Genomic DNA, 18,284 nt, shown 5'->3' with positions numbered 1-18,284 from the left:
CCAAAAGGCTGCATATTGTTTTATACTTTAAGATCAGCTTCTAATCCTATAAGGTCTTTATTTTGGTCTATAATCGGCTGCACTTCATTCTTGACAAATTCTTCTGTCTGAATCGGCGCGAACCCAATAAAGTTCTTAGGATCTAAAACTTCTTTTAATTTTGATTTATCTAGCTTTAAAGAATCATCGTTTAAGATTCTTTCGATCAGGTCATTTTCTTTTCCTTCTTCTTTCACTTTCTTGGAAGCTTCCATAGAGTGAACTCTTATTACTTCGTGAATTTCCTGACGGTCACCACCCGCTTTCACTTCTTCCATGATGATATATTCTGTGGCCATGAAAGGAAGTTCTTCTTCGATGTGTTTGTTGATTCTGTTCGGATATACTACGATTCCGTTCATAATGTTGTTCCAGATCAATAGGATTGCATCTACCGCTAAGAACGCCTGAGGAATTGTTAATCTCTTGTTTGCAGAGTCATCTAATGTTCTTTCAAACCATTGTGTAGAAGCTACCATTGCAGAACTTGTCGTTAGAGACATTACGTATTTTGCCAATGCCCCAATTCTTTCACTTCTCATTGGGTTACGCTTATAAGCCATTGCTGATGAACCGATCTGGTTTTTTTCGAATGGTTCTTCAATTTCCTTAAGGTTTTGAAGTAAACGTAAATCGTTAGTGAATTTATGTGCAGATTGAGCGATATTTCCTAATAGAGCAACAACTTTAGCGTCAATCTTTCTATCGTAAGTCTGTCCTGAAACTCCGAATACTTTTTCGAATCCGAATCTTTTTGAAAGTTCTTTATCTAAATGTTTTACTTTTGAATAATCTCCGTTGAACAGTTCAAGGAAACTTGCAGCTGTTCCTGTAGTTCCTTTCACTCCTCTGAAACGAAGTGTTTCAAGGAAGAAGTCTAATTCTTCGATATCAAGAACCAAACTCTGTAACCAAAGGGTTGCTCTTTTCCCAACTGTTGTTAACTGAGCCGGTTGGAAGTGTGTGAATCCTAATGTTGGAAGGTCTTTGTACTGAATCGCAAAGTCTGCTAAGTTTTTCATTACATTAACCAACTTTTTCTTCAGAATTAAAAGTCCGTCACGGATCTGAATTAAGTCTGTATTATCTCCTACAAAAGCTGAAGTAGCTCCCAAGTGAATAATTCCTTTTGCTGAAGGCGCTACATCCCCATACGTGTGAACGTGAGCCATTACATCATGACGGAATTTCTTTTCGTATTCTGCTGCTTTATCGAAATCGATATTTTCAGCATTAGCTTTTAATTCAGCGATCTGCTCGTCTGTAATTTCAAGGCCTAAGTCTTTTTCGATCTCTGCTAAAGCGATCCAAAGCTTTCTCCAGGTACGGAATTTGTTATTGTGTGAGAAATTAAACAACATTTCTTCACTGGAATAGCGCTCTTCCAATGGATTTTTGTAGGAATTCATTCGTTCTTTTACTTTTTTAGATGTACAAAAATACGATTTTTCAGTGAGAGATGAAAATGTTGGTTTTATGATTTTTGTGGTGGTTGGGTAGAGCAAAATTTTGGATGAATTTTATCAGCTTAAGGTCAAACACCTTATATATCAAGCTATTTTATTTTCGGAATTTATTTTCAAAATTTTTCCATAAGTTGTAATTTTATTTAAACTTTTTTATAAATTCGTAACAAGCGGACCTCGAAAAGCTTACAGAATAGAATAACCAAAACCAAATTAAACGTATGAAAAATCTCAAAAAACTAACAAAATCTGATTAAAAAACGATCTCAGGAGGATGGGTTCCACAACCTGGACAAAGCTGTCCGAGCGGAACATGTCAATATCGCGAAAATGGTGCCTGTAGGACATATGATCCTGAAAAGTGTATTTAAATATAAGCCTGACTGAAGTCAGGTTTTATTTTTAGTAAAAGGTCATACACTGATCCAGACTCTAAAAATAGAAGAAACCAAACTTACTTTTACATTTCCAAAATAATAAGGCCATTGCAAATACAATAATTTCTATATTATTTGGAGGTACGAGCTAGAAGCTCACGCCAGCGGGGGGTATAAGTAAAAAACCTTTGCTCTTGCAAAGGTTCTTTTATTTTGATTGCTCAAAGTCAGGAGACTTTGCGCAGCTGGGGCGGGTTTTTGTTTATTGTTTTATCCATTCTTCTCCTTGCCACATTAGAGTTTTTTTATCCTTTACATAGATGTAACTATGGTAATATGGCTCAAACTCGTAAAAACATTGATTGAAGTTAGGAAGACTAATCGTAAAATAATTATTTTTCTCTACATCCAAAGGAAAATCTTGAAGAATCTCATATCTTAAACGATTATAATAGCGGGTTTGCCCGCTTGGTTTAAAAACTAAATCTAAATTCACTTGGTTTTTCACTCCGATTAAAGAATAGTCTTTTTTTGAGATTACAATTTTATTATTCGTTGTTTCTATTTGTTTAGAACTTTTATAATTGAATAAAATACTAAACTCAGGCGTTGGTATTGACGTTTCAAAATCTTTATGAAGATTTATATTAATATACACACTATCTTTTGAAAATTTGGTTTCTTGTTTCAAGTCATACTTGTAACCATCTTCTTTTGAATAGTAATTTTCGCTTGTTAAATCCACTACATCTGTACTTATTTGCTTCCATTGACCTTTAGACAAAATATCACACTGGTCTAAAGCTAAATCTCCCAAATTTTTGGAATTATACAAGATATACAAGCTGTTATCTTTGAGTTCTATTTTATCGGTTCGTCCTTTTTTTACGTATGTACCGATTAAAAATTCATTTTTAAATTCTTGCGTTTTACAACTTTGAGCAATAAAAACACTCATAAAGCTTAAAATAAAAATTCTCATTCTATTTCTTTTTAGGGTCTTCTAATCCTTGGTATGTAACACCATTTCCAATCTGCATTAGAGTTGTAGGATTAATATCGTTTAAAGAACTTGCAGGAAGAGGATAACTTCCTGTATCATATGAATAACCAACTTTATATGCTTCCACTTCTAAAGCTTTTCCTTTTGCATAATCTTGCTTATCTTTAGTTATAGCGGGATTTAGCATTTGACCACTTTTGTTAAATCTCAAACCACCAGCTTCATATCCTTGCCCGACATGACGAGTTTCGTGTAAATGTAGCGCAGTATTAGAGCCTTCAATATTTATTCTTTCTTTGCCATCTTTATCCGTGGTTTTTACAACTCCGTGATTGCCATTATTTTGACTTGGGCCTGTTAAATAAAATACTTCTTTAGCATCAGCAATAGTCTGGATATCTTTAAGGGATTGGTTCATATTTCCAATCATTGCTGTATTTTCTGCCATTTGTGCATTAAGTTTAGCCAATTTTTTTTCGCTCAAACCTCCTTTATCAATTTTGGTTTGAATATCAGCATTACTTTTATTAAGACTCTCAATTCTATTATTAACATTTTTCGTTAACCTCTCTTGGTCTTTCGGGTCTCCCCAAGTTCTTCCATCAGGGTCAATAAATCTTATAGGATTATCTGCTGCGTAAACATATGGTGTCCACCTTCTTGTTTTCTCCGCCAGCGGATCAACAACTCCCCATCTTCCCAAATCCGGCATATACATCCTCGCTCCATAATCATACATTCCTGTCTCCTGCAGCTCCTTCCCGTTGTACTTATAATTATAACTAGGATTACCTCCTAATATATTATACCCTTCATGTTTCAACCCAAAAGGATAATAATTATTCTCCTCAAGAACTTCTATTCCCGTACCATTTTTGAAATAACTCAATCGTACATTTCCTAAATGGTCTGCGTAATTGTAAATATACTTATTATTTTCAAAATTAAAATAACCTTCTGAAGTAGGAACAAATTTCAAGCTTGCTTCTGTATATTGGAAACCATCCAGATAATCTGTAGCTAAGCCAGCCGTTCCTGATTTTTTAACCTTTGTTCCATCCGCTCTGTAGATATAATAAGTTGTTTTTGAATCTTGGGTAACCTGTTGAGGCAAATTCAAGTAATTATATTTGATGGATGAGATTTTTTTATCCGGATGAGCAGTGTATAAGTAAAAAACCTTCGCTCTTGCAAAGGTTCTTTTATTTTGATTGCTCAAAGTCAGGAGACTTTGCGCAGCTGGGGTATCTCTGGATTATCTTGTAGGGTCTACGGATATTTTACTGGATAAAAATATTGTCGCTAAAATTTTAGATATACAAAAACTAAAAGAGAACGATAGACAGCATGTCTTCGCTCTCCTTGATGCATTCCTTAAACAAACTAAACTGCAAAGCATTTTATAAAACAACAAAGCCACTCAAACGAGTGGCTTTTGCAATTAGACCTGTATTAGTAATAATTTTTTATAAAGCTCATTTTTAGGCTTTGCTTTTGTAAATTCATTATCATTTTTAAATTTTAATTGTAAACGGCGAAGTTGTTCAATATTTATTCCAAATAAATTTTCTTTAAATTCAATATATTCATAATCTTCTAAGTATAAGAAGTCTAATGTGTTAAAAGTAAAACTCAAACAATCTATTTTAAATTTTTCTTCTATATTTTTATTGTAAATTATTTCATCAAATAAATCTATCTCTAAGTATTTATAGGTGAACTCTATAAATGAATAAAAAGAAAAAGAATTAGTAAAATTTTCTGTTAATTTAATTAAATCTTCATAGTTAACTTTTTCCCATAATTCAGGTAAGCATATAAACAACTGAACGGTATATGTTGGATTTACATTTTCAAAATTACAAAGTAAAAATTCTAAATAATTAACAGACCGAATTTTCTCAATGAATCCGTTTTTTTCAATAAAAAACCTATCTATAGGAAAATATTGTACCACCTCTTTTGTGGAGCTAATTGCCATCTGAGAAGACAATTCTTTAACCTCATTTCCAATGTTTATTTTATTCATGTTTATTCTACTGAAAAAGTTCTCAATTTAGCTCTACTTACATCTAGTCCCATATTTGATAATATTGTTGGAAATTGCTGAGCTTCTGCTGCAGAAGGTTGATAATGTCCAGAGGCATTATTGATTTCCATTACTTGACCTTTAAATAACCTTAGTTGGCCTGCAGCTTGAACTTCATTAGCTCCTCCAGATAAATTAAAGTGCCCAGTTCCTACTTTAAGTTCGCCAGACGCAGTTACCACAAAATCAAAACGACCATTCGTTACAGCTCTTCCTGATAATGAAATATTTCCATCAGCTATGGTTGCCCCTAAATTTTGAAAAGCTTCACCCACCTGTGGAGCTGTATTTTTAACATTTATTAAGTTGCTTGCTTCTTCAACTGCATTCACTGCTTTCGCCGCTCTTCCGTAACCGCCAAACATATTCATGCCTCCGCTTGCGAAATCTCTTCTAGCTTCTAAGGTCCCTGCCCCAATTAATCTAGCAGTCCTATCTCCAAAACTTTCCCCATTATTATATCCTGGGTTATTTTGCCATTGCCTATAATTCTCTAAAGGACTATTTCCATTGGTATCAACATTTGCATTTTGAATTAAACCAAATAATCTAGTTTGCCCCTCAGCAACACGTTCAACTTGCCCAACCTCTAATGTACCTTTTGAATTACCTCCAAACCAGCTCTTGACTTCTTTCCAAGCCCTACTTAAAAAACCAGGTGGATCTCCTTCTAGTCTTCCATCAGGATCTATAAAACGTAAAGGATTATTGTATGCATATCTATAAGGAGACCAAGCTCTGTTTACTTCAGCCAGCGGATCTACCACTCCCCATCTCCCAATATCCGGCATATACATTCTCGCTCCATAATCATACATACCAGTCTCTTGAAGCTCCTTCCCGTTGTACTTGTAATTATAACTAGGATTACCTCCTAATATATTATACCCTTCATGTTTCAACCCAAAAGGATAATAATTATTCTCCTCAAGAACTTCTATTCCCGTACCATTTTTGAAATAACTCAATCGTACATTTCCTAAATGGTCTGCGTAATTGTAAATATACTTATTATTTTCAAAATTAAAATAACCTTCTGAAGTAGGAACAAATTTCAAGCTTGCTTCTGTATATTGAAATCCATCCAAATATTCTGTATTGGCAGTAATAACTTTCCCTGCTCGTAAATTAAAGTAATTGTAAGTCTTTTTCAGTTTTGTACCGTCTGCTCTAAATAAGAATTGTAGTTTGGTATTGGGGTCAATATAATTTACTTCGGTCGGTAAGTTCAGGTAATTATAGTTAATTGTAGTGATATCCTTATCAATATGGCTTGTCATATTCCCATTATCATCATAGGAGATGGTATTGCCTCCTCCTACATATCCTAAATTATTTTGAGCATTATCCTTTACATTCAAAAGCCTGTTTCCGGCATAACTATAGGTAAGATCATCAATCTGCATTGCCACTCCAGTAGTGGAGTTCTTAGCATTACGGTATAACTGAGTGATATTTCCGTTCAGGTCATAAATAATATACTCGCTGTAAAAACTGTTTTGAGGTGCTGTTGCCCAGGGTTCGGAATAATGTCCGAACTTCAGTTTATTATCTGCATAGTAATCATAGGTATACCTTCTCAATACATTATCGTTGGAGGTATTCCAGTCTATTTCTGCGATATTACCGTTGTATCTTGCAGTGGCATAGAGTGGATTAACCGGATTAGTGTATTTTATTTCATACCCAAACAGTTTCCCATTCAGGTTAGCAGGATCATTAATTTTAGTCATCCAGCCTCTGATATTGTATTTATAGTCAATCTGCTGAAGCGGAGTTCCTACAGAAACGCCACCCACTTTTTTAGATTCAAGCTGGGAAAGTTCGTTGTATGTATTCTGGGTAAGGATTTCTACAGGATTGGAATTCACCTGATGTTTGTGGACAAGCAGCCTGTTCTGGTGATCGTACTCAAAATTTTCTGTGATCACTGTTTCTGTATCGGTTGCCAGTCTTTTATGTCTGGTAACAACATTGTGAGCTACTCCGGCAAAATCCAGCTTGGATTCTGTTTGGGTATAACCCCCTAAATGATTGATAGAATACGCTCCAATAGCTCTTGCTTTGGTGTCATAATAGGTGTAGTTTTTTGTCCAGTTGTCATCTTCAATATTCTTTACCAGGCTCATCACAGGAAGTCCTTTGGTGCTTCTTCCTTCTGGTGATATCGCCTCAGTTAAGGTAGGTACTCCCTGAATGGTGGAAGGAAACGGCGGATTAAAGGTATATTCAGGATAAGTATCATAATAATTGACACTTAGAATACTTTCTGTATCCACCATGAAATAATTATTGACATAGTAAATCGTCATCCCATTTCTGATAAATCCCTGGGTACTGCGAGGTTCGGTAATGACCAGGTCTTTAATAAGATCCTGTAATACTGCTCTCTTGGCTGTTGATACCAGTACTCCTGTATAGATCGCTCTTCCAAAAATATCATACTTGGTGAGAAGCCATTTACCTTTGGGACCCATTACAGCGTCCTGTGTCAAAATCAACCTGTCTGCTTTATCATACACCATCAATTCCCAGCCTTTACCGGGTAATTTCTTTTCAACCAGACGGTTTCTGCTGTCATAACGGTATTGGTAGCAGAGATCATTCAGTAAAGGTTCGGCAGTTCCCATATGAACTGCTTTAGGAGGAATTACAAAGGCCAGCTGGTCGTATTCGTTATACACATAGTAAGTATCTAAATACTCGGTAGTAATTTTTCTTACAAGTAAGGTCTGACCTTTTCCATTCTTAAACTCCACGGTTTTATTCCCGTCTTCATCAGTGACTACATTTTTATACAATGTTCCGGGAGCATAGAAGGAAGTAGCTGAAGCCAGAATAAGCTCGCTTTTGGTAGCTCCGTTCTCCCATGTTGTTTTCGTGGTATACTGATATACTTCATTAGCCATATTGGCTTCGTATGAAAATCCTACAGGTTTACTGGCCCAGTCGTTACCGGGCTGAATCTGCTGCATGATTCTATCCAAAGGTGATTTTTCCAACATCTTTTCCGAATAGATCTTTTCTGATCCATAAATCCCAGGTTGGGTTGCATTGGATAAAGGATTGGTAATAATAGCACCATTCTGAGTTCCTGATTGTGGGACAGGAAGATAGTCTTTTGTCTGTCTTCCAAACTGATCGTATTCTATATGGGTGACCACATCTCTTCCCAATGGGGAAGCTTTTACATTCACAACTTGTTTAGGTCTTCCCAAGCCATCGAAATATCCTACTGTTTCAGAAGATTTTGTAGGAACAGATCCATTATAATCCAGATAGGTTTTGGTCTGTATATAATTCTCCGTATTAGGGAGCGGGGTAAGCTGGGCATGCACTGAATGGGTAATCAGCAGCATGCTTATAGGGATTATTATTTTTTTCATCGGTTTTAGTTTTTATAGTTGTATTTCATTTCCTTTAGGATCTTTCCGTTGGTATCAACTACTTTTTCAAGTCTATTGGCAGAATCATAAAGGTAAGTTTCTCTTATTCCGGATGGTGGGGTAATACTTCTTACTCCAATTAATGGGTCATAGCTGTAAGTCGTCACCTGATGCCCGGGCAAATTGGCTCTGAAAGTTTGAAAGGCATTAAGTAGGTTATTCTCATCATTATTTGCTCCGGCTGCTGCATCCAGATCAGAGGCATTCACGATACTGTCTATAAAAGATTGCTGGATATCAGTTAACCGTATATTTTCAATCTTGGCAATAGGCTGAGTTTTATTATATCCCCAGATGATAACTGTTATACCTCCATCTCTAGTGGTATACTGCAAAAGATTTCCTTTGGTATCAAACTTATCATACATTATTTCTGTTGAAGGTATATTATTCTGAAGTCCATAAGATATTACTGAGCTTGGCAGTAAATTAGCCGGATTATCGTACTTGATTTCGTTTCTTGAAATAATTTTTCCGGAATCGCTTGAATTCTGTTTATTGACAACAGTTGTCTCCAAAGGAATTCCCAGCATACTGGCACTGATCAGCTTCTGATTTCCTTTTTCTCTGGCATATAGATAAGACGTTTCCTTAATTCCTGCACCAGAGAATGAAGTAATACTTTTTGAAAGTTGCTGATCAGGATTATTATAAAGATAATCACTGCTTGTAGTTATTTTTTTATACAAAGAATCATCTGTAGTATTCAAAGGAACATCCTCCAGGTATTCTTTGGAAATGCTTTTATTGAGAACAAAAGAATAAGAAGGAAGCCTATAGGCTGTGATGTACATATTATCAAGATAAGTCCCGACATTGGTTCCCGGCATGATGAAAGCAAGAGGGAAAAGTGTAACGCCTGCAATACTCGATATAATCCCTGTCTGATCCTTAAAATACTCATTTTTCATAGAAGTCTTCAAATAAAATTGCCCATTCTTACTGTTGAATACCCTATGGGATAAGAGCTTTCCACTCAGATTTCCTGATGGAACACTCCAAAACAGTGAGTTCTCTGCAGATGAAGATACCATAGGAAGATCATTTAAATTATTAGTATACATTCCATCTACCGTGGGAGTTCGGAAAGCATAACTGTTATTGTATAGTTGAGTTGAGAATACTTTTTCTTCACCTCCTTTTTCAAATTGATCTCCTCCATAGCTAACTGTTACATTAGGATATATCGGGTCATATATGCTGTAAGAGTATTGCCCATCCATACTATCCGTAAAAAAACCAGAATGTCGAATTGAAATTTGAGGTTCCGAATGAAAAATAGTCTCAAATAGACTACCTACCATAGTAGCTCCAGGAGAAGGTAAAGAGTTAGGATCAGTAAAGGGAGCATAAGTTTTTTGATCAAATCTGTAGGATCTGAATTCCGGTTTATATGGAGATCCCATCTTGTTCATGTTGTTAATATCATTATAAACACTATAATATAGTCTTTTAATATTCGTTTTTCCAGTTTCAGCAATATCATATTGCTTTTTCAATCTGACATTTCCATCTTCAACAATATTCCATTTGTTTTTTTCATTATATCTGATGAGCGCAGTAGCAGAACATTGGTTACAAATATTATTTACTATTTTGAATGTCAATTGATAAGTACTACCACCTAATAATAAATCTTCAATAGAACTCATATCCTTGTCGGATTTGTTTAGAAATATCGGTTTTGTAAATACAGTCTGCCCCGTAGACGTATCCACAAGAGTAAATTGAGCTTTTCCTTTACCGAATCCTATATCTGTGTTTGAGTGTATTTTCAATTCTATCTTTACCTTGCCTCCATCCACCTCAGAGGCATCAAATGTACTTGTTGTTTCATTAGATAAAGGGAGGCGATCCGCTACCATATGTATCAGATCATAATCGGCAGAAGGTGCATCCTCAAAAAATGGCTCTGCGTTCCCTATCGCTACATAATGTTTTCCTTCTCCTATTATAGCTTCCTTTGCATATTCAGGCTCGTACTCAAAAGTAGTTTTTCCTTTGGTAGGATAAGTAATGGAAGTAAGTGTTCCTAACTTGGCATAGATAAAACTAGGGACTCTATTGGCATAATAAGAGCTATTAAAAAACAGTTTGTATTTCTCTCCAAACATATTTAAATCAGGCAGTGAGGTATTTCCATTATTGCTTCCATTATAGTATCCCAGATAATCTGTAGTCTTAGATAATCTTGCAGGGAGACCAAGAGGATTATCATATTCAAATTTATGTTCCTGTACAAAAGTTTCCTGATTGTTTTTTATTACATATTCTTTCACTTTCTCAAGGAAAAAACGCTTTTTTTGACGATCACTTTCTGAATTGTTGATATAATCGAATACAATTTTTTTGACATTCGTTGTACCTGTAATACGGTTGGTAATAGTATTGGAACTGGTAACTGAAGACACTATAATATTTCCAATCTTTTGAAAAATTTCTGAAGGATCTGTTGAATAATTGATGGTAATTTTTTCGCTTTCCGTACTAATCTGGGTTAATATTTTGGGCCTGATTATATTGAGGGTTCGAATTGACTGGCTATAAGGAGTTGTAGGAGGAATTGCTGAGGTACCTTGTTCTGCAGGACCTTCATCCATCATTCGGGTATCCAAAGACTGCTGTTCTCCTATACTAAGTATGGTAGCATTCGTATTAACTTCAGAATATGAAAATTCAATTTTATTTCCTGCAGTATTCTCTATTTTGGTAAGAAAGAAACTAGTATCTCCACTTAATCCTCCATTGAGCCTTACCCAAGTCTTTTCAGTAGCTCCTGTACCTCCAAAGGTATATTTTGTTCCATCATAAGTAGTGATAATAAAAGAATGATTATCCTTGAATGCTCCTATCGTTTCAATTTTGAGATTGTTATCCTGAGTCAGAAGAACCGGCTGAAAATTAGCATCTAGATAAAAACTTCCACTATAACCAGGAAAAGAGAAACTGAAAACATCAGGCTGGTGATCATACTGTTCAGAGCCATATTTAGTAAGTTTTACAAGATCATCTGCTCCCTGCTGACTGTACAGATGAGTGAGATCATTGAGGCTTAGTAAAATCCTTTCTGCTCCGAACTCATCTGCTTTATCATAAATGGTTCTATTAATAACGCCTCCTGCATCCAGGATCCAGTTCATCCCCAATGTATTTGGGGTGTCGTTTACTTTTACGCCAGCTTTACCATATTTTAAAGATATTGTATGCTTTAATCCACTATCGGAGATCGTATGAATCGGAATATTGATATTGGGATTTCCTTTAAATTCATTGGTTTCCAAATTGCCAAATTGTGTCCTAAAAGAGGACTCAGGAGAAGGAGGATTTATATTAGGAAGTTCTATTCCAGATCCTGAGCCAGGATTTCCCTTTGCTACTTCCTGAGCAGAGTAAAAATGAGCAGACAAGATAGCTGCACAAATGATAGCTTTCTTCATGATTAATGTTTTTTATTTTTTGATCAGCTTTGCATTCGCTGTTTTATTAGTATCCGTTTTTATAGTCACCAGATAAGCTCCCTGAATTAGATTTTGGGTATTTATCTTCGTTACTTTATTCTTAGTCTTCAAATTTTGAAGCTGTCTTCCGCTCATATCATATAGCACAATATCAGCCTCTTTAAAATCAAAGCCGATTTCTATGTAAGCATAATCAGATACAGGATTGGGATAGATCTTGATATCATATTTTTCAATCAGATCATTGACCTGTTTATCGCCAAGCTTTACAATCTTCCAGTTTTCTTTACCCAATTCTTTGGCACTGGTTCCTGCTAAAATAATAGAACCATCTCTGTTGAGTCTCAAATCTGAAAGTCTCTCTTCTTTCTGTCTGGATTCTCCGCTTACATGTTTTCTCCACTGTTCATTTCCATTACCATCCAGGTAGATCATCCAGAACGTCTCATCATCTTTTTCTATTCTTCCTTCGGCTTGGGTGTAACCACCTAACAGAATTCCTTTCGAGGATTTGTCGTCTCCTGAACGGATTACGCTTGCTCCCATCAGAATATCACGGTTTTTGAAATTGTAGGATTTCTGCCACTGTTCATCACCTTTTTCATTTAAAGAAATCAGCCACAGATCGGTTCCTTCTTCAATACCAACAGTCTTGTTTCCTGATCTTTCGGATCTGGATTCCCCACCGATGATATAGCCATTTGAGGTTAAAGACAGGGTTCTGATATGGTCATCTCCTTTTCCACCAAAGTTCTTTTCCCATTCTACTTTTCCGTTTTTATCCAGCTTGATAATCCAGTAATCTCCTTCACCGAAGTTGCTGCTGGCTTTTGGCGTCTGGCTAATGGCTGTTGAACTGACAGATCTTTCATCTGAAGATTTACTCTCAGGATTTCTTAATCCTGAACCTCGAACTTCGGAGCTTCTTGAATAAATTCCTAATAAGGCTCCACCATCTTTTGTGGGAATCATTTTCTCTACTTCATCCAAACCTTTTCCACCTACTATCAATTGGGAAAGTTCTTTTCCGTCTTTATTGAGTCTGGTGATCCAGACATCTTTGGAGCCATACCCTTGGGAAGAGTTTTGTACATTCCCGGCTACAAAAAAGCCTAAATCTGTAGTCTGGATAACGGCTTTAGCTTCTTCATCGGAAGAGGTTCCTAATGTTTTCTGCCAGATTTCATCGCCAAATTCATTGATCCGGATCAGCCAGATATCTGAACCTCCTTTGGAATCTTCTTTCTTATCCAGCCCTTTTCCGGAGTATGAGGTTCCTGCTAAAAGAAATCCTCCCTCCTGAGTGCTGACTGCTGCAGATAAATAATCGTGATTATTTCCTGAGAAATACTTTTCCCAAGCTTCTTCTCCCTGTTGATTGAGTTTAACCAGGTGGAAATCATAGCCATTGTTTTGTTTACTTCCTGAAGTTTGCTGTTTATCGCTTTGTATAGAGCTTCCTGTGATAAGATACTGTTGATCGATAGTGGTGGTCACCTGGCTAAGGAAATCCTGGGTAGAGGACTTGATATCTTTCTGCCAGAGAACATTCTGGGCAGATATGCCAAGAATTGTGCATACAGTACATGCACTGAGATAAATCTTTTTCATTCTCGTGTTGTTTTGAGTTTAATGATTAGTTTTCAAATTTTTGCAAATGTAACTTTTTTAATATAACAATATCACGTTGGTATGATTTAATATAAATTTTCAATATCAGATTCATTATCATACTCTATTCTAATTATACAAATCTACCACAGCACAACGACAGAACCTGTCGTGTTATTTTGAGATTATTTTCAATGTAAGACAGCTTAACGAAAATGCTTGAGAACCGTCTTACAGGATAACAAAATATTCTTTTAACTTATGAGATATAAAAGGTACTGTATTGAAAAGTAATATCATTCTTTACTCATAAAAATAGCCCCGATAGAAACGGTTACCCCGCAACACAGGTTAGAAAGGTGTAGGAATTGAGCGTTGGAGCGCTATGGCGTGAGGAGTATGAGTGGATAGCGAGATTAAGCTCCTAAAAAAAGAAGAAGACATTTAAAGTCTAATATATATTCATAAAAAAACCACCCTTTACGAGTGGCTTAGATTTTTTGAAATTTTGATCTTATTGATAAATGACTATGTCATCTTTTTTAATCTGGTAGCCTGCTTTCTTGTAAGGAACTAAGACATAGGTTTCTTTAATATAGCTTCCGCTTTTCCAGATTTTTCCTTTGCCTTCTCTATCAAGGATGATACTTTTTGCATTTCCTTCCGGAATAAAAATTTCAGCCCGCTTCATATCTTTACTAAAAATAACTGCCGTCATTGTGGAATAGCTTTTATCTGTAGCTACTTCCTTTAATTTGATTTTCTGTTCGAAAACTCTTATACAGTTATTTCTGATTTGCGAATAAGTATATCCTGCTGAGCCTATACATCCGTGAACATCTCTGTCACCTCCCAAAGCCGGAGTTTTTTGTTGAGCGAAAACTAAAGATCCCAGGAACATCATGCTAAATAAAATTGGTTTTTTCATATTTAAATTATTAATGTTTTCAGTTTGGTAAAGTATTTTGGAAATAAAGATACTAATTCATTCTTAGTTACAAAAAACATTATTGTTATAAACAATGTATCAGTTCTATTTTATGTGAATTAATTCTACAAAAAAGTCACTCCTTCGAGTGACTTCATTTTTCTTTAAAAATGTGATTTTATTGATAAATTACTACATTATCCTTTTTAAGCTGGTAACCTCTTTTTTTGTAGGGAGTTAACACATAGCCATCTTTTTTCCAAGCTTTTGCTTTTCCTGTTCTGTTAAGAATCATGCTTCCTTGTTCAACATCTTTTACAAAAATTTCAGCTTTCTTCATGTCTTTACTGAAAATAACTGCTGCGATATAATCTCCTTTTGTAGCAACCTCTTTTAATTTGATCTTTTCTTCAAAGGTTCTTACACAGTTTTTCTTAATCTGTGAATAGGTATATCCTGCTGAACCGATACATCCGTGAGCATCTTTATCGCCACCTAATACCGGTGTTTGCTGTGCAAATGCTATAGTACCCAGGAACATTGCGCTCAATAAAATTGTTTTTTTCATTTCGTTTGTATTATATATGATAACTACGCAGGATATTAATAAAAATCATGCCAAAAAAATCATAAAACACATTATTGTGAAAAAAAATCTCTTTTTACTTTGTCCAATTGATCTTTGAATGCTTCACCTCATCAGAACTTGTTCCCATCATAATATCAAATTCGCCTGATTCCCAGTCATATTTTAAATCTCCATTATAGAATTTCAGGTTTTCCGGCGTAATCGTAAAGGTTACTTTTTTAGATTCTCCTTTTTTCAAAAATATTTTCTGGAACCCTTTCAGTTCTTTTACGGGTCTTGTAATACTTCCCACCATATCTCTGATATACAACTGTACCACTTCCGCACCGTCATAGTTTCCAGAATTGGTTACGGTAACGGACGCCTGAATCTCCTGGTTTCCTTTTGGATTGGTATTGGATATGCTGATATCTGAATAGTTGAATTTCGTATAGCTCAATCCGTAACCAAATGAATATAATGGCGTATTGCACTCATCCATATAATTGGAACGGAATCTCTGGTATTCACATTTATCCGTAAGTTTCTGATCTAATGGTCTGCCTGTATTTTTAGCATTATAATAAATAGGGACCTGTCCCAGGCTTCTCGGGAACGTCATCGGAAGTTTTCCTGATGGGTTTACTTTTCCGAAAAGTACATCTGCCATGGCATTTCCTGCTTCTGAACCTGGGAACCATGCATTAAGAATGGCATCGGGAGTGTCTTTTACATTCGTTAATGCTAATGGACGACCTGTGAAAAGGATCATTGCAATTGGTTTTCCGGTCTTTTTCAGTTCATTTAACAGGTCAACCTGTGATTGAGGAATCGTAATTTCGGATCTTGATGAAGATTCTCCACTCATTTCTGCAGATTCTCCGATCGCCAGAACTATAACGTCAGCTTTACTGGCAATATCAACGGCTTCTTTTAACAGTTCTTCTTTTGAACGGTTATCTCTATCGGTTTTCTTTCCGTGAGCAGCATATATTTCTTCTAATTTGGCATCGTAATCGATATTAGCCCCTTTTGCTGAAAGGAATTTCACTTCTTTGCCGTAATTTGCCTGAAGCCCCTGCATTAAATTAACTGAAACACTGTGTTTTGTAGCAACACTCCAGGTTCCAGCCATGTTCATAGAGTTATTCACCAATGGTCCGATTACCGCAACAGTTCCTGATTTTTTTAAAGGCAATACCTGATTTTCATTTTTCAGTAAAACCATTGACTGAGCAGCAATGCTTCTTGCGATATTACGGTTTTCTAAATTATATACTTCTTTTGCCGCTAATTTGGCATCACCGTGTTTGTATGGATTATCAAAAAGACCTAAGTCATATTTTGCTTCAAGAATTCTTTTTGTGGCCATATCAATCTCAGCCTGGGTAACTTTTCCTTCGGATAATGATTTTTTTAAAGTGGTTAAAAAGCCTTCTCCTACCATATCCATATCAACCCCAGCTTTTAAAGCCAGTGCTGAAACCTGCTGAAGATCTCCCATTCCGTGATCAACCATTTCATTAATCCCGGTATAATCGGTTACTACAAATCCTTTGAATTTCCATTGGTTTCTCAATACTTCCGTCTGAAGCCATCTGCTTCCAGTAGCGGGAACGCCGTCCACTTCATTGAAAGATGCCATTACAGAAGCTACCCCAGCATCTACAGCAGCTTTGTAAGGTGGAAAATATTCATTGAACATTCTTACATGGCTCATATCAACCGTATTGTAATCTCTACCGGACTCTCCTGCTCCGTATAATGCAAAATGCTTTACACATGCCAAAATATTTGTACCATTAGCCAAATCTTTACCCTGGTAACCATATACCATATTTTTTGAAATCTCACTTCCTAAATACGGATCTTCACCGGAACCTTCGGACACTCTTCCCCATCTTGGTTCACGGGAAATATCCACCATTGGCGAAAATGTCCAGTTGATTCCATCAGATGCAGCTTCTCTTGCAGCTACTTTAGCAGACTGCTGTACCAGATTCATATCCCATGAAGCGGCTAAACCTAATGGAATAGGGAAAGTAGTTTCATAGCCGTGAATCACATCCATTCCAAAGATCATTGGAATTTTCAGGCGGCTTTTTTCAACAGCTACTTTCTGAACAGCTTTAATCTTGTCTGCTCCTTTTATATTAAATAATCCTCCTACTAGCCCCTGTTCTACTTTTTTTCCGATATCTGAACTCTGAGCCATTCCCGTAGTAAAATCTCCGGAGGTAGGAAGGTTCAGCTGACCGATTTTTTCATCTAAGGTCATTTTAGATAAAAGATTGTCTACAAAGGCTTTCTTCTTGGCCTGATATTGTGCAGTCTGATAGGACTGTACAGGCTTATCCACCATTTCCTGAGCGGAAAACACCGGCGAAAGGGCCAGGGTTGCAAGTACAATTAACTTTTTCATAAATCTATCTTCTTATTATTATTGTTTTGATTTCTATCTAGTCTTTTTCGTTTAACGAAACCTGTATTTCTATTTATTTTTCTTTTTAGACAGCATCCATTCATACAACTGCGGATTTGAATAGGCTGAGTCCCATGAATTATGATTGTCATTCGGGAAAATCACCAGTTCTGCTGATGGATTTATAGGATGAAGTTTCTGATACAGTTTAAAAGCATTTTCAGGTAATACAACATCATCCATCCCACCATGGAACATCTTCATATTCAAATCTTTAAATTGATCAATATTGGCCGTCATCATCTGGTCTGTAGGTGCACAAACTGAGGCTACTGCAGCAAACATTTCAGGATGCTCCATTGCCAGCTTCAAAGTTCCCCAACCTCCCATCGAAAGTCCTGTAAGATAAATTCTGGAGGCATCAATTTTATATTTTTTCTGGATATCCTTAATCAGGTGATATACTGTTACTGTATCCCACCAGCTATCTGCCGGACATTGCGGTGCCAGAATAGCCACCGGTTCTTTGATCAGGGCTTTATATGTGAATGGACTGTGAGCTTTTACCATTTCAAGATTATTCCCTCTTTCTCCCGAACCGTGAAGAAAAACAATCAGTGGAACATTCCCTTTTGCATTCTGGGGATAATCCAGGATATAAGAGATTTTTTCCGGTCTTTTGATCTCTTTATTCAGTTCTGCTTTGATTTCCTGAGCATTAAGCTGTAAAGAAAGTGGCAATAATAAAAGGGGAATATGTTTTAATTTCATGATGCTTTTAGGTTTTGGCTAAAGCCTGTTTCTATTGAATGCATATAGCTTTTGCAAATTTTTTCTCTCGCAGATTTTACAGATTAAGCAGATTATTGTGTTTTAT

The 18,284-nt window shown here is 36.1% G+C and carries 11 protein-coding genes; all 11 read right to left on the bottom strand.

The annotated features are described in order from the left end of the window. Positions 1-20: 20 nt before the first annotated feature. The 11 genes from purB to WH267_RS03730 all read right to left on the bottom strand — a co-directional run bounded on the left by purB (position 21) and on the right by WH267_RS03730 (position 18,178). The gene (purB, locus tag WH267_RS03780; RefSeq protein ID WP_047096071.1) at positions 21-1,448 is read right to left on the bottom strand and encodes an adenylosuccinate lyase; all 1,428 of its coding nucleotides are present in this window, start codon (positions 1,446-1,448) and stop codon (positions 21-23) included. A 696-nt stretch (positions 1,449-2,144) separates the two neighbouring features. Continuing rightward, positions 2,145-2,864 carry a hypothetical protein gene (locus WH267_RS03775; protein ID WP_148060734.1) on the bottom strand — a complete coding sequence of 240 codons (720 nt, stop codon included), beginning with the start codon at positions 2,862-2,864 and terminating at the stop codon, positions 2,145-2,147. Between the two features lies 1 nt (position 2,865). Beyond that, positions 2,866-4,104: an RHS repeat domain-containing protein gene (locus WH267_RS25080; protein ID WP_445223262.1), complete on the bottom strand. Its 1,239-nt coding sequence runs from the start codon at positions 4,102-4,104 to the stop codon at positions 2,866-2,868. Positions 4,105-4,326: 222 nt separating this feature from the next. Then, positions 4,327-4,914 carry a hypothetical protein gene (locus WH267_RS03765; protein ID WP_340005841.1) on the bottom strand — a complete coding sequence of 196 codons (588 nt, stop codon included), beginning with the start codon at positions 4,912-4,914 and terminating at the stop codon, positions 4,327-4,329. Between the two features lie 2 nt (positions 4,915-4,916). Further along, positions 4,917-8,360 (bottom strand): DUF6443 domain-containing protein, encoded by a 3,444-nt coding sequence (locus tag WH267_RS03760; RefSeq protein WP_340005839.1) that lies wholly within the window; start codon positions 8,358-8,360, stop codon positions 4,917-4,919. A gap of 5 nt (positions 8,361-8,365) precedes the next feature. Next, a complete protein-coding gene (locus WH267_RS03755) occupies positions 8,366-11,857 on the bottom strand; it encodes a hypothetical protein (protein ID WP_340005837.1) in 3,492 nt (1,163 codons plus the stop codon). A 12-nt stretch (positions 11,858-11,869) separates the two neighbouring features. Beyond that, the gene (locus tag WH267_RS03750) at positions 11,870-13,489 is read right to left on the bottom strand and encodes a T9SS type A sorting domain-containing protein (protein ID WP_340005835.1); all 1,620 of its coding nucleotides are present in this window, start codon (positions 13,487-13,489) and stop codon (positions 11,870-11,872) included. A gap of 514 nt (positions 13,490-14,003) precedes the next feature. Further along, complete coding sequence (locus tag WH267_RS03745; protein ID WP_340005833.1) at positions 14,004-14,417, bottom strand: hypothetical protein; 414 nt, start codon at positions 14,415-14,417, stop codon at positions 14,004-14,006. A 178-nt stretch (positions 14,418-14,595) separates the two neighbouring features. After that, entirely contained in the window at positions 14,596-14,985 is a 390-nt protein-coding gene (locus tag WH267_RS03740; RefSeq protein ID WP_340005831.1) for a hypothetical protein, read from the bottom strand. 94 nt (positions 14,986-15,079) lie between these two features. Continuing rightward, positions 15,080-17,407 (bottom strand): beta-glucosidase BglX, encoded by a 2,328-nt coding sequence (gene bglX, locus WH267_RS03735; RefSeq protein ID WP_123318711.1) that lies wholly within the window; start codon positions 17,405-17,407, stop codon positions 15,080-15,082. A 69-nt stretch (positions 17,408-17,476) separates the two neighbouring features. Continuing rightward, positions 17,477-18,178, bottom strand: a complete 702-nt coding sequence (locus WH267_RS03730) for a carboxylesterase family protein (protein ID WP_340005828.1) — start codon at positions 18,176-18,178, stop codon at positions 17,477-17,479. Between the last annotated feature and the right edge of the window lie 106 nt (positions 18,179-18,284).

It is taken from the genome of Chryseobacterium sp. MYb328, from assembly GCF_037572595.1.
In the GTDB taxonomy this organism is placed as follows: Bacteria; Bacteroidota; Bacteroidia; order Flavobacteriales; family Weeksellaceae; genus Chryseobacterium; species Chryseobacterium pennae.
The sequence above is the reverse complement of the archived record's forward strand: the minus strand, read 5'-3'. Positions and strand labels throughout refer to the sequence as shown.

Coding starts and splice junctions, on each gene's coding strand:
- purB (WP_047096071.1), bottom strand. CDS start 1,448: ATGAATTCCTACAAAAATCCATTGGAAGAGCGCTATTCCAGTGAAGAA.
- WH267_RS03775 (WP_148060734.1), bottom strand. CDS start 2,864: ATGAGAATTTTTATTTTAAGCTTTATGAGTGTTTTTATTGCTCAAAGT.
- WH267_RS03765 (WP_340005841.1), bottom strand. CDS start 4,914: ATGAATAAAATAAACATTGGAAATGAGGTTAAAGAATTGTCTTCTCAG.
- WH267_RS03760 (WP_340005839.1), bottom strand. CDS start 8,360: ATGAAAAAAATAATAATCCCTATAAGCATGCTGCTGATTACCCATTCA.
- WH267_RS03755 (WP_340005837.1), bottom strand. CDS start 11,857: ATGAAGAAAGCTATCATTTGTGCAGCTATCTTGTCTGCTCATTTTTAC.
- WH267_RS03750 (WP_340005835.1), bottom strand. CDS start 13,489: ATGAAAAAGATTTATCTCAGTGCATGTACTGTATGCACAATTCTTGGC.
- WH267_RS03745 (WP_340005833.1), bottom strand. CDS start 14,417: ATGAAAAAACCAATTTTATTTAGCATGATGTTCCTGGGATCTTTAGTT.
- WH267_RS03740 (WP_340005831.1), bottom strand. CDS start 14,985: ATGAAAAAAACAATTTTATTGAGCGCAATGTTCCTGGGTACTATAGCA.
- bglX (WP_123318711.1), bottom strand. CDS start 17,407: ATGAAAAAGTTAATTGTACTTGCAACCCTGGCCCTTTCGCCGGTGTTT.
- WH267_RS03730 (WP_340005828.1), bottom strand. CDS start 18,178: ATGAAATTAAAACATATTCCCCTTTTATTATTGCCACTTTCTTTACAG.